The organism is Acinetobacter sp. NIPH 1852 (assembly GCF_022549455.1).
Taxonomy (GTDB): domain Bacteria; phylum Pseudomonadota; class Gammaproteobacteria; order Pseudomonadales; family Moraxellaceae; genus Acinetobacter.
This window is the reverse complement of the sequence record NZ_JAKZGG010000019.1, coordinates 33,009-46,661: the sequence shown is the minus strand read 5'-3', so window position 1 is coordinate 46,661 and position 13,653 is coordinate 33,009. Positions and strand designations below refer to the sequence as shown.

Annotated in this window: 12 protein-coding genes; 5 read left to right on the top strand and 7 right to left on the bottom strand. The window is 39.2% G+C overall.

All coding sequences use genetic code 11. The features are described 5' to 3' along the window. Positions 1-101 precede the first annotated feature (101 nt). Positions 102-2,021, top strand: a complete 1,920-nt coding sequence (gene htpG, locus MMO38_RS13735; protein ID WP_241323904.1) for a molecular chaperone HtpG — start codon at positions 102-104, stop codon at positions 2,019-2,021. A 96-nt stretch (positions 2,022-2,117) separates the two neighbouring features. On the opposite strand, the gene MMO38_RS13730 is transcribed toward htpG, so the two are convergent. The 3 genes from MMO38_RS13730 to MMO38_RS13720 all read right to left on the bottom strand — a co-directional run bounded on the left by MMO38_RS13730 (position 2,118) and on the right by MMO38_RS13720 (position 6,142). Further along, a complete protein-coding gene (locus MMO38_RS13730) occupies positions 2,118-3,248 on the bottom strand; it encodes a hypothetical protein (RefSeq protein ID WP_005194726.1) in 1,131 nt (376 codons plus the stop codon). A 210-nt stretch (positions 3,249-3,458) separates the two neighbouring features. Next, complete coding sequence (locus MMO38_RS13725; protein ID WP_241323903.1) at positions 3,459-4,883, bottom strand: hypothetical protein; 1,425 nt, start codon at positions 4,881-4,883, stop codon at positions 3,459-3,461. Between the two features lie 560 nt (positions 4,884-5,443). Continuing rightward, positions 5,444-6,142, bottom strand: coding sequence for a DsbA family oxidoreductase (locus MMO38_RS13720; RefSeq protein ID WP_241323902.1), 699 nt, complete (start codon positions 6,140-6,142; stop codon positions 5,444-5,446). Positions 6,143-6,317: 175 nt separating this feature from the next. On the opposite strand from MMO38_RS13720, the gene MMO38_RS13715 reads away from it, so the two are divergent. Both MMO38_RS13715 and MMO38_RS13710 read left to right on the top strand, forming a co-directional pair. Beyond that, positions 6,318-7,067 carry a hypothetical protein gene (locus MMO38_RS13715; RefSeq protein ID WP_241323901.1) on the top strand — a complete coding sequence of 250 codons (750 nt, stop codon included), beginning with the start codon at positions 6,318-6,320 and terminating at the stop codon, positions 7,065-7,067. 145 nt (positions 7,068-7,212) lie between these two features. Then, positions 7,213-9,018: an ABC transporter ATP-binding protein gene (locus MMO38_RS13710; protein ID WP_241323900.1), complete on the top strand. Its 1,806-nt coding sequence runs from the start codon at positions 7,213-7,215 to the stop codon at positions 9,016-9,018. Positions 9,019-9,044: 26 nt separating this feature from the next. On the opposite strand, the gene MMO38_RS13705 is transcribed toward MMO38_RS13710, so the two are convergent. From MMO38_RS13705 to MMO38_RS13695, 3 genes are all read right to left on the bottom strand, one after another. Next, positions 9,045-9,491 carry a hypothetical protein gene (locus MMO38_RS13705; protein WP_241323899.1) on the bottom strand — a complete coding sequence of 149 codons (447 nt, stop codon included), beginning with the start codon at positions 9,489-9,491 and terminating at the stop codon, positions 9,045-9,047. A 453-nt stretch (positions 9,492-9,944) separates the two neighbouring features. Beyond that, positions 9,945-10,640, bottom strand: a complete 696-nt coding sequence (locus tag MMO38_RS13700; RefSeq protein WP_241323898.1) for a hypothetical protein — start codon at positions 10,638-10,640, stop codon at positions 9,945-9,947. A 10-nt stretch (positions 10,641-10,650) separates the two neighbouring features. After that, a complete protein-coding gene (locus tag MMO38_RS13695; RefSeq protein WP_241323897.1) occupies positions 10,651-11,013 on the bottom strand; it encodes a MerR family transcriptional regulator in 363 nt (120 codons plus the stop codon). Between the two features lie 74 nt (positions 11,014-11,087). Here MMO38_RS13695 and MMO38_RS13690 point away from each other — a divergent pair, with 74 nt between their 5' ends. Then, on the top strand, positions 11,088-11,726 hold the full coding sequence (locus MMO38_RS13690; RefSeq protein WP_241323896.1) for an alpha/beta hydrolase: 639 nt from the start codon (positions 11,088-11,090) through the stop codon (positions 11,724-11,726). Positions 11,727-11,899: 173 nt separating this feature from the next. Further along, positions 11,900-12,412, top strand: a complete 513-nt coding sequence (locus tag MMO38_RS13685; protein ID WP_241323895.1) for a hypothetical protein — start codon at positions 11,900-11,902, stop codon at positions 12,410-12,412. 64 nt (positions 12,413-12,476) lie between these two features. Here MMO38_RS13685 and fadA read toward each other — a convergent pair whose 3' ends face one another. Next, positions 12,477-13,649, bottom strand: coding sequence for an acetyl-CoA C-acyltransferase FadA (gene fadA, locus MMO38_RS13680; RefSeq protein ID WP_004668297.1), 1,173 nt, complete (start codon positions 13,647-13,649; stop codon positions 12,477-12,479). Positions 13,650-13,653 lie beyond the last annotated feature (4 nt).

Genomic DNA, 13,653 nt, shown 5'->3' with positions numbered 1-13,653 from the left:
TGAATAGATAAAAAATTAAAATTGAGGTATTGAAAAATCGAAGATATGCACCATTCATAAACCAGTCCAATTTAATACGCCTCACAGATAAGGAGTGATTTATGAGTGAACAAGCATCACAAAATTATAGTTTCCAAGCTGAAGTTGCTCAGTTATTGCATTTAGTGACGCATTCTCTCTATTCCAACCCTGAAATTTTCCTACGCGAATTGATTTCAAATGCTTCTGATGCATGTGATAAGTTGCGTTTTGAGGGAATCAATCATCCTGAATATTATGAAAATGATCCGAACTTACGTGTTCGTGTGACTTTAGATAAAGAGCATAAAACGCTGACCATTTCTGATAATGGGATTGGTTTAAGCCAACAAGAAGCGATTGATAATTTGGGAACGATTGCGAAATCGGGAACCAAAGATTTTATGTCTAAGCTGACTGGCGATCAAAAATCTGATGCGCAGTTGATTGGACAGTTTGGTGTGGGTTTTTATTCAGGTTTTATTGTTGCTGATAAAATTACGGTTGAATCTCGTCGAGCAGGTTCAGAGGCTGCTGATGGGGTACGTTGGATCAGTGGTGGTACAGGTGAGTTTGAAGTTCAAAGCATCGATAAAGCGACACGCGGTACCGATATTATCCTGCACCTACGTGATGATGCGCTTGAGTATTTAGAGTCGTGGAAAGTTAAGCAAATCATCAATAAGTATTCTGACCATATTAGCTTGCCAATTGAAATGCAAAAAGAAGTCTGGCAGGAAGAGGAAGTTGCCGAGGGTGAAGAGCCGAAAGGCGGTCAAATGGTCAAGACCGATGAGTGGGAGGCGATTAACTCTGCCAGTGCGTTATGGACGCGTAGCAAGAGTGAAATCAGCGATGAGCAATACATCGAGTTCTATAAGAACCTCAGCCATGATTTTGCTGAACCGTTGGCGTGGGCACATAACCGTGTGGAGGGCAGTACTGAATATACCCAGTTGCTTTATATCCCGAGTCAGGCCAAACAAGATTTATTTACCCGTGAAGCCAAAGCTGGCATCAAGCTTTACGTTAAACGTGTCTTCATCATGGATGAAGCGGATAATCTGATTCCAAACTATTTACGTTTTGTACAAGGCGTGGTGGATAGTGCTGATTTACCACTCAACGTCAGCCGTGAATTATTGCAAGAAAGCCGTGATGTTAAAACCATTCGTGAAGGCAATGCGCGCCGTGTGCTGACTTTGATCGATGGTTTAGCGAAATCGGAAGATGAGAAAGACCAAGAGAAGTTCAAAACGTTCTATGCTGAATTCGGTTCAGTTCTGAAAGAAGGCTTGGGTGAAGATACTGGAAATCGTGATCGTATCTTGAAGTTATTACGTTATGCGACTTCAAATAATGACGAGATATCAACATCTTTGGCTGATTATAAAGCACGTATGCAAGAGGGACAGAAAGCCATCTATTACGTGACGGCTGATAGCTTAATGGCAGCGAAAAACTCACCGCAACTTGAACTGTTCAAGAAAAAAGGCATTGAAGTTTTGCTCATGGCAGACCGTGTTGATGAATGGGCGATGAACTTTGTATTTGAGTTTGATGGTACGCCATTACAGAACGTTTCTAAAGGTGCGGTAGACTTAGGTGATCTACAAGATGCTGACGAGAAAAAAGCACTTGAACAAGCCGCTGAACAATTCAAACCTGTTGTGGATCGTTTAACGACATCGTTAAAAGACAAGACCAAAGAAGTACGTGTTACGACACGTTTGGTCGATTCTCCAGCATGTTTGGTGACCAGTGAAGGTGAGCTTTCTCCACAACTTATTCGCATGCTTAAACAAGCGGGTCAGGCTGTTCCTGAGATTAAACCGACACTGGAAATTAACCCTGAACATCCTTTAGTGAAGAAATTAGAGAGCTCTGCGCAGTTTGATGATCTTGCCAATGTGATTTTTGATCAGGCTGTGATTGCAGAAGGTGGTTTACCTGAAGATCCTGCGGCGTATGTAAAACGCATTAATAGCTTGTTATTGAAATAAACGCTTTTCTTAAAAAACTCTGCTTCGGCAGAGTTTTTTTTATGTCTATGGATAACATTAAAGTTATCCACAGTTGTGCTGATAATTCCATCAAAACTAAAATAAGGTCTCAAGACGAACAAAGGTACGGACATAGTGGTCTCTGTCTTCACGATGATCATTAAAATAATTGAGATCACCTTGCACATAAAACCATTCACGCCACAGTGGTTGTCTCCATGAAATGAAAGGCCCCCAGCTATTCAGGCGCAAGTCATTGTCATTGTAATAACCACCCGTATAAATGCCATAATTAAAACGATTGTGCGCAAAAAACTGATGCTCACGGAAGGTTCGATTATCCCAACGTAAATCATCATCTTGTTTATCTGCATAAGTCAGGCTGAGCTGATTGGATAAAAAAGCTTGATTGGGACGAGCATGGATAAGTTCTAAATTAGTGCGAAGATAATTTTCACTTTTACTGCCATAGCGATAAATTTGCTCTGCATTGAAGCTAAAATCGTTATTTAATTGCCAATCTTTTTTTGCTCTTAAACGAAGATAAATATCACTGCCTGAACGCAGACCAATATCGGCATTGGTTTCAAAAGGCAGTTTCTTAGAGAGGTCGGAGAAGCGTAAAGCGACTGAGCCGTTGTTATCACGGCTTTGCTTAGAGTCGAATCGTTTATCAGGATCTTGGTTTGGCTGTTGGTTGGTGCTGGAAATATGATTATCAAACTCATCATCGAGTGAATCATCACCAAACACCAAGCTGAGTCTTTTTTCCAGTGTGGGTAGTTTGATTTTACCGCGGATACGTGGTTTTACTTCATAGTTATCATATTCATTCCAATAATTGTCGAGCATCAACCGAATGGTTGCAGAAGCAGGCTTCTCTGGATCGACTTCACCAAACCAATCATCAATTTTAACTGAGGTTCGATCAGCCCATTCTCTGATATCACGTTGCTTGCGATCAACCCAGGTTCGTTCCTCTGTTTCTGAAACGGGAGGTACAACAGGTTGACTAGATTGTTCTGGAAGAATAGTCGGTGTTGCATCAACCCACTTGGGAATATAGTTCAAAACGCTTTCAGTATTTTTCCCATTTGATGTTTGCATGTTGTTGCTTGGCTGCTGTGGCGTTGCTTCAGCGGCATTTGCCATACTCACGAACCCGCAGGACAGGGTGAGTATCGTATAAAAGAGATGAGGTGATACCGTTCTTTGGGAAATTGTCATGGTGCAAGCTTATGTATTGTTCTTGTTTTTAATTCTTGATGATTCGACCTATAAAATCAAGTAATAATCACAAAAAACTGCAATTTAATCGTATAAAAGGTGAGTCAACAGAATGACTTAGTACACTCAAAATCTATCACCTAAAATGCGGAGAAAATCTCGTAGGGTCGATGATAGATAGGAGGGTTTTGGCTTTGTATACGCTCAATGCTAGGTTGATTCTGATAGCGCACTACTTTCCAGTGCTTGGTATAAGTCATGTACTGAAATCGGTTGAGGTAAGCGGCTAATGGCTTGGCGGATCAACTGCCATGTATAACCATCGGCGCGGTCCAATAACAGATAAGGATAAGCTTGGTCTTCATTGGAGAGCTTAATCCGTTCAGCACCATGAATCACACGAATTTTATGACGCTCTCTTAATAAAATCACAGGGGTCAAAAAAGTTGCCGAAGTTTCTTCAAATGGAATGAATTTTTGCGTATTCACAAATGAAGCAGGGATATACGGATAAACGCGTTGATCGCGTTGCCAGATCAATGTTCCATTCATGATGCATTGATTAAACAAACTTTCATGTTGATGATAATGTTGCTTAAAATTAATCCAGTGGGTTTGATGAATCGAGCTGGTTTGAGTATGCAGTGGGTTTGTATAGGACTGTAGGACTGAAATGGCATACTCGATGCTGTGCGTACCAATCAGCACCACATAATGTGAAAATTGACCTTGTGCATAGAGTTGTTCTGCAATGAAAATCTGTGCGGATTCCCATACAGGCTGAACGTCATTTTCAGCTTTTAAATATAACCAATCAATTTTGATGTTTTGATCAATCTCATTGTGTAAATCAACACGATATAACGAAGGGAAGGTGCGCGCATTAATCCGCTCTAAGCGGCAAACTAATCCATCTAAATTAAAATCATTCAGTGCAACGGGTTTCGCTTTATTTAGATTGCTAGACGTCGCTGTGGTCTGTTTAAGGTTCGCTTTCACAGCCGTTGTTTTTGGGGCTGAGACGGGTTGAATCCTCTCTTGGATAATCGCGTCGAGTTGTGACTGAAACTGAGCCGTTTCTTCTTTTATTAAGGATAAGGGATCGGTATGAATGCTTTGATTTGAGCTTGATGATGAGGTTGAGTTTTGGCTAATTGGCTCTAAAACTGGAATTAAATGTTGTAGTTCATGGTCTGTTTTAACATATTCACTGGCATGGTTTTTTAGCCATTGTAATGCGTCCTGAGATGAATTCATCCAAGGGCTTTTAAGAAATGATAAAGCAGGGCGAATGACCCAGACTTGCCAATGTTGTGCTTGACGCAATGCAGCCCATCCCATATCTGCAGAGGCAAATAAAGCATTCTCTACGCGTCCCATAAAATTATAAGTACCACGATAAGTCATGGCATAACCGTGGCTGTTCAACTCGTCCGTTGAGAACTCTTCATTTTGAATATATGCTTTAAAAGGCGTGATTTGATCCTGAAAAGCAGGATCGTCACAAGAGGCACAAATATCTTTAATTCGTTGTTTTGATTTGGCAATTTCAAATAGTGAGGTTTTATCATCATTGAGCCCTTCAATGAGATGCTGGAGCTCATCCACCAAGAGTGCTTTCTCTAATACGTCCATTTATTGTTTCCTTAGAGATAGGCTTGAGCCTGTTTTAGATAAAAAATTAAGTCGTCGTATTTCTAACAATTTGTTGTTGTCGCTTGCAGTGGTGAGCTTCTATTTTTTGCTCATCCTATAAGCGATTCGAGATAGATGTCTGTTGCATAAATTTAACGATCTATTCGGACTGTAATGTTTGCATTTTCATCACAAAAGATTGTCACATTATGACAATTATAGAAGAAAACAATGCAAAATCTATAGCGCTTGAGTTAGCAAACAATCTCATTTGATAGGGTTAAATCGAGATGTTGTTCATGCTTTGTGAGCAAAAATAGAAACATTTTAAAAGAACAAATCGGATAAATAGATCATAAAATAGAAAGGTATCTATAAATCTATACATGAGTTGTGATCAGCTGCACAAATCAATGGCTAAAAAGCATGCAAAAAGATCACTTTCAGTGAAGATGGGTTAATTATCTAAGATAAAATATTGAAATAAATAGAAAATAGACAAATTTATACGGAACAAGACAAGCTTCAATCTTGGATTTGAAGCTTGTCCATAAGTTGTGTTATTGCGGCTTTATTTCACATTGATCATCATGACATTGTGCCCCATCCGTTGGTTGCATGTCTTGCTCAGATGTTGATTGAGCTTTTTGTAGTGCTTGTAAGAAAATTTCACGAGGCTGGGCGCCAGGAAGAGCTAGCTTTTGATCAAAAACAAAAAAAGGAACGCCTGTCACCTTCAATTGTTCATGTGCAATTTTTTCATCGTGCCGAACAAAATCAGCCAATTCATCCGAGTCCAAAACATATTCAACTTCAGCATTGTCTAAGCCAATCCGTGAAGCAATTTCTTCAACCACTTCACGTTCACCAATGGCTAAACCTTCGGTCATATAGGCATGAAAGAAAGCCTCTTTTGCTTCATTGCCCATGCCTTTGCTTTGCGCGAGATGGATAATACGATGTGCATTAAAACTATTGCCTGAGTTGGCTTTTTGCCATTGAAAGTCGATGCCTTCCTCAGCAGCCATGGCCGCAATATTGCGTTCCATTTCTTCCATCTCAGCATAGCTTCGGCCATATTTTTTGGCTAAACGTTCTGTATTGGATGTGTCATGTTTTGCTGGCGCATCGGGATCGAGTTCATAACTATGCCAGTGAATATCAAGTTCGATTCCAGCTTCTGCTGCAACATGCTCAAGACGTTTTTTACCGATATAACAAAAAGGGCAGACCACATCTGACCAAATATCTACACGCATGGCGTATCTCTTCAATTTCAGTTAAAGAGATAATAGGGATGAAGTGCTTGAATTTAAAGTGAGTAATATGTAATGCTCCGTTACGTGAAGTGAAATAAAAATCATATTAATGCATACGTTTTAATGATTACACTAAAGTTAGGACATAAAAAATATAATTAAGCTTGGAGGCATTATGCGCCGTTTTCTATTATTTGTTGCTGTAATCGCGATTTGTATTGGTTCATTTTTTCTATATCAACATAAGCTACAACAGCGTGCAGAGAACAATAAGCAAATGTTTGATGTGGTCATGGCCGAGAAGATGCGTGAGCTATATGACCAAGCACAAGATTGGTCAACGCCAGTTCAGCTCGATGTACAAGATGATCGCTTGTCTGGTGATTATAAATTAATGTCGGAATTCTTATTAACCTATTGGATGCAAAATGTTGAAGCACGAAATGAGTATCTACGAGCACTAAAAGCTGCGAATTGGGATACCTTTTTAAATGTAGAGCGATTAGATCGTGATCGTAAACAGGACTATAAAGAGACACAGCAGATGCTTAGCGATGTGCGTAAAGTCTCGGCCGAATATGAGCAAACACGTCAAAAAATTCAATTAGACGCGCTTGAACAAGCCAAGAGTTTGTCTATTCAACGTGATATGCGTGATTTGTTGCAAGCAAAACTAGAAAGCAACCTGAATGCTGATCAAAGCCAAGATATTTTTGCAATTGAACAACAGATCCTAGAAAAGGCAGAAGTTATGTTTGATCTGTTAAAGACCCATCAATGGCAAAGAAAAAATAACACCATTCTATTTTATGAGAATGCACCCGTGAAGAAATTTAATACGCTGTATCAAGATGTCCTTAAGCTCAATAGTCAGATGGAAAAAATTAAAAACAATAACGTCGAAGTGTTGGAGGGGGAACTATAGTTATTTTCTGCTTGCACCGTTAAAAATAGTGCATCTAGATCATCATTCGCCATGTTTAAGCTGGAGAATCGCATCGAAGTCGTTGAGTTCATCGCTGTAAGTTAAAACCTGTCGTCGAAAGCATTTTGGGAAAAATCGTAAAAATATGAATCTATGGCAGCTTTTTAATAGAGTTAAACCCTTTGTTGCACCGTATAAATTACTGGTGATTGTGACATTGGTTCTGACCTTGATCGGTGCACTAACCGCTCAGGTCAATGCCTTAACGCTTCAATACGCTGTCGACCAGATCAATCGTTTGGTTGAAGCAGGCGGCGGCTTGGCGGAAGGCTTGCATATTTTAGTGACGATTAGTGTGATTTTGCTGAGTAAGGAAGTCCTCAGTACTTTGATTCAGTTTGGCCAGAAGTTATTTGGTGAACGCCTCAGAATTATGGTTTCTCAAGATGTCGCACAGGCGATTATTGAGAAGTTTCTCACCTATCGTCTGGCATTTTTTACCCAAGATGATAATCAGGCAGGCAAATTACAAACAAGGATTGATCGAGGAATTGGCTCGATTACCCGTTTGATTCAAATCTTCTTTATCGATATTTTACCGTTGTTTAGCAGTGCCATTTTGGCATTGGCTTTGATGTTCTATGCTAATTTTTGGATTGGACTGGTTGCGCTGAGTATCGTGCCGATTTACTTCTGGCTGACATTTAAGCAAGCACAGAAGTTAGGTGGGGTTAGACGAAATTTACGTGATGGGCGCGAGCGTAAGAGTCAGGGTATTTTGAGTATTATCAATTCCATCACGGTGATCAAATCATTCAATCGGGAAAAAGTCGAAGCTGAAAAACAACTGATCTTACAGAAGCAACTAACAGATAATCAGATGTATACCCGTCAAATTAGCTTTGTTTTTGATGGTTTGAAAACCTTTACAGAACAAATCGGTATTGTTTTTATTATCATCTTAACGGCTTATTTTGTCTTGGTTGGAGACATGAGTATCGGGATGATCATGTTCCATATTCTGTTATTTAACAACGTATCTGCTCCAATTCGTTCACTCCACCGCATTTATGATGAAGTGAATGATGCCATGATTTATGCAGAAAGTTTTTTCCAGATTCTTCAGGCAGATGATGAGATTGAGGATTCGGGGCAGCAAAAGCCAGCGCACCTGAGAGGAAAATTTGAGTTAAAGCAGGTCGATTTTTATTATCCCAATGGCCATCATGCCCTGAAAAATATCAACATGGTTATTCAACCCAATAAAATTACGGCCTTGGTTGGACTATCAGGTGCAGGTAAATCGACCCTGATTAGTTTGCTAGATAAGTTTTACTTACCGCAATCTGGGCAGATTCTCATGGATGGGATTGATTTAAATCAAATGGATACTCAATATTTACGTGATCATATTGGCTTAGTATTACAGAAAAACCATATTTTCCAAGGTACTATCCAAGACAATATTTGCTATGGAAAAATGGATGCAACTGAAGAAGAGATTATCCGAGCAGCAAAAAAAGCCTCTATCCACGAACAAATTTTGAAACTACCAAAAGGTTATCAATCAGATGCCTTGCAGTTATCGGGCGGTCAACAACAACGAATCGCAATCGCTCGGATGTTTCTGAAAAACCCACCAATTATCTTTTTGGATGAACCGACAGCAAGTTTGGATGCTATTGCCACTGAACAGATTAAACATAGCTTAGATGAAATCAAACAGGGGCGGACAGTGATCATTATTTCTCATAGTTTGTCACAGATCATTGATGCGGATTATACCTATGTGATGCAGGATGGTGCGATCGTTGAGCACGGTGAGCATTATCAACTTTATCAGCAACAAGGTGTTTATAAGGATATTTTTGATGCGATGGCGAAAAGTCTAAATATCGATAAAATCGCCAAAACCTTTGATAATGAAGGTGAAGAAGAGACACACAGTTAGAGTGATATCTCTGATCTATACAGAAACTATTTGTTTTGATTTGCTTGATAGGTTTTTCTATATAGTTCTTCACATTCGATTAGATTTTGGTTGGTAACTGGCTGATGATTATGTGTTTTGTATCTATAATTTAAAGTACATTTTTCAATGCATTTGAAGCCTAGAAATGAAACTTTACCATTTAAGTTGTATTGGTACGTGGTTAGCTGTGGTTGAGACGGCCCTATATAACAGTGTATAGGCAGCCAGTGTTGATGATCATTGATTGAAATCTTTGCTGCTATTTTGTAAGGTGCGGGATCGATTAATGTGTATGAATGTCTGACGCTGCCAAGCGTGATGGATTGTTGGTGATCAGGATTTTCGAAAACTTTTTGTTGGATTTGAACCATGATGACTTGTTCGTTACCCCAAACATGCGTAATAGCACTGAATAAGCCATTCATCATCCATACAGTTGATTGTTTAGCCATCAAGGCCAATAATGTACTACCAAATAGATTAAGAACTAAAAATAGGCCTAAATAAATTTTTAATCGTATAGGACGATAAAAATTGTCTTTTTTGAGCGTTGGAATATCTCGTTTCCAAAGATAATTTAAGACATATATAAAAACGTACAATGCACTCAGTATCGAAATGATGAAGATGATGATTTGGACAAATTGTGAGGGATAATACGGATAGTTGGTTTGATCATTGTCGGATATAAAAACGATGATAATTCCGATTACAAACAACAATATTGCAACGTACTTTAGTACAGAATATAGCGGTGTTTTCTTTTTATAGCTTTTCATTAAGGTTATAGAGTTTCGTTTCTTTATCATGGACTTGAATATATTAAAAAATCCTCATTTCAAATGAGGATGTTACGAAAAAAAAAGAAATTAAATATGTTCTAATCAATGAAATCGCATTAAGTATTAATCAAAAATCTTTTCGGCAGCTTGGAATGGTAAGCTCACCACATCAATTGCTACTGCGAAAGGTAGTAATACTAACTTTTCAAAAGGATTGAGACTTGATCTTGATTTATAGCTTTCTTGTTGATTGGTATAGATTGTAACTTGATAAGGTTTGCTTAATGCTTTCAATGAAGTCAGATTATTTGCGACAGGGTAGACTACACCCGCAAGTTTTATATCAAAACAAAAACGTTGTGCTTGCATACGTGTATCACTTGAAGACGAACATTCTTTTGCACCATTTTCAATAAAAAATTCTAAGTCTTTTTTGCTTAAATCCTCTTTGAGTTTGACATAAGAAATGGGCAATGTTCCTGAAAAATGACCGTCATTTTTTTCAGAAAAGAAATTTAGATCACGTGTGATTTGAATGTTTTTGGGATCAAGCTTGTTGATGATGGTTGCAAACTGAGCGCCGCCTTGGGTCAGAATGTAACTGTTCTTTTGACCTGCAATGACGATGCTATCTCTTGGTAAATTGGCTGTTGCTTGTGCAGGTCGTCCAAAAGCGACCACATTGTCTTCAACTAAAGTGACCTTTGCCGTCCGAGTATACGTTTTACTGTCTTTGGTGATGAGGGTTTTGGTGGCACAGCCCGAGATAACCATGCTTAATAAAGCAATGGATAATGTCGTTTTTATTATATGATTCATATGTATGGTCCTAAATGGTTGATTCAACTGTACCATGTTCTAAAAATGATTTTAATAGTTCATGTGATCGTTGTAGTTTGATTAATTGCTCATTTACGTTTTTAAGTTCATTTTCTAATTTTGTCTGCACAACAGGACATAAACTAAATCGATAATAATCCAAATCGAAACAAGGTAATAAAACTTGAATATCTTTCAAATTCATCCCTGCATCATTCAATATTTTAATCTTATAAATATCTTCAATATCTTTTTGACTGTAATCGCGATAATTATTTGTATTTCGTTTGGGATGAACTAGCCCTACGTCCTCATAGTAACGCAACATACGAGGACTAACCTGCGTTAATTTGGCAACTTTTGCAAGATTCATAGAATATCACTTGACCTTAACATCGCTGTCATAGTTTAGCATGGCTATAAGTAGATTTTACTGAGAGTATATTGATGAAAAAATTGGTTTATTCTTTGGGATTGTTGTTCACTTCATTTTTTGGATATGCTGCGCCTCCACCAGAGACCACGATACATCGTCAGATTTTTATTGTGCATGGTTATGGCGCTACAGCACACGATCATTGGTTTGAATCAGTACAGAGGCAGATGCAGGATTCACATACTCGGGTAACCATTTTACAGTTACCCAATCCGATGCAGCCAGATGTTGAGGCTTGGCAGCATGCTTTAGAACAAAATATTAAAATGATTGATGAACAGACGTATTTTGTAGCCCATAGTTTAGGCGGTATCACATTATTAAATTTTTTATCAAAGCGGAATCCTCCCAAGATTGGGGGAGTTATTCTTGTTGCTGGATTTACTGAAACTTTACCTGCGCTACCTCAACTCGACTCATATATTATAAAAAGTCAAAATATGCAGATAAATCTGAAGAATTCCCCAAATAAACACCTGTTTATTTCAGAAAATGATGAATATGTCCCACCTGAGTTGAGTATTAAGCTCGCAAAAAAACTTGATATACCATTTACCCTTATTCCTAAAGCGGGGCATTTTTTGGCAGAGGATGGTTATACTGACTTTCCTCAGTTGGCTCGATATTTGAAAGAAATACTCATAAAATAGAATGACTTGATACTCATAATTCATTTGATCTTTTGTTCAAAATTTTCTTGATATTTACCGTTTATCTGAGCCTTACTGAATCAAGCCCGACTTTGTTGTAGCCTATGAATAGATGCTTTTATTTAACTCATCATCTTTTCGTATGGTGACGGATTTTTGGAGCGAGTCGAGTCATGAACTTTCTAAAACGATCAGTGTTTATCGCCGTATTTGCTGCTATTGGTATACCAACGGCTCAGGCAGATGAGGTGGTTACATTACCAACGATTCGTATTATGGCGGAGTCTGAGTTGCGTGAAGAAGTAGGCTTTATTCCCTTCCAAGAGGATGAAAAAGTACGTGAAGCCCTACAACATCAGATCTATAAAGCTCATAGTGATATTCAGAATGCTGGAGTGAAAGAGGGCGTAACGACGGTTAATTATCAACAAAAAATGGAAGAACCTGATTCATCGCAACTTTCTCCGCTATTAGAGCAACATGTTTTAGCCGTTGCTCAGGGTCTACAATCATCTGATCCGACTAGTGGTCTGTTTAAAATGTTAGAACCTTTGAATATTGATCGAAATAATATAATAGGGATTCGTGATGGGTCGATTAAGATCAATATGGATGATATTTTGAAATTGCAGCAACAGATTCAAGACGGGTTAAAAGGTCCTAAAAATCAATTTTTCATACCTTAAAATTTGAACTAAGTTCAAAAAAAGAAACCCCGCTATAAGCGGGGTTTCTTTTTCTTAGTATCGATTAAACACGTTCGATAATCGTCGCGATACCTTGACCAAGACCGATACACATGGTCGCAAGACCGATTTGCGTATCTTGTTGTTCCATCACGTTCAACAATGTTGTTGTGATACGTGCACCTGAACAGCCCAATGGATGACCCAATGCAATCGCACCACCATTTAAGTTGATGATGTCTTGTTTGTCATAAACGCCTAAACCTTTCATGACTGACAAGCCTTGAGCAGCAAATGCTTCGTTTAATTCGATGGTTTGAATATCAGCCATCGTTAAACCAGCGCGTTTAAGTGCTTTTTGAGTTGCTGGAACTGGACCGTAACCCATGATCGCAGCATCACAACCCGCAATCGCCATAGAGCGAATCACGGCACGTGGTTTTAAACCAAAAGCTTGCGCACGTTCAGCAGACATCAGTAACATTGCAGAAGCACCGTCAGAAAGTGCAGAAGACGTTGCCGCGGTTACTGAACCACCCTTAGGATCGAAAACTGGTTTCAATGCTTTGAACGCTTCAAGGTTTGCTTCAGCACGAATCACTTCATCGATGTCGCAAAGGATTTTGAAGCCATTGGCATCATGACCTTCAACACCAACGATTTCGTTTTTGAAGCGACCTTCTTGTGTTGCAGCCCAAGCGCGACGGTGAGATTCAACACCAAACGCATCTTGTTCTTCACGGCTAATGCCATTCATACGGCCTAACATTTCAGCAGTTAAGCCCATCATGTTAGATGCTTTCGCATAGTGTTTAGACGCTTCTGGGTTCAGGTCGATGCCGTGCATCATACCTACATGGCCCATGTGCTCTACACCACCGATGATGAACACGTCACCTTGGTTGGTTGCAATCTGTGCAGCAGCCGTGTGGATTGCTTGCATAGAAGAACCACAAAGACGGTTGACGGTTTGACCGCCAGCAGTCTTAGGGATGTCAGCCAATAAACCAATATTACGAGCAATGTTCATACCTTGCTCTAAAGTTTGGTTGACACAACCCCAAATGATGTCTTCAACTTCGTTTGTATCGAACTGGTTACGAGCAACCAGTGCACGTACTAATTCAGCAGATAAACTGTCGGCACGTACATTGCGGAACATACCGTTACGCGATTTGCCCATGGCAGAACGAACGCCATCAACAATCACAACGTCACGTGGATTTAAAGTAGCCATTCAC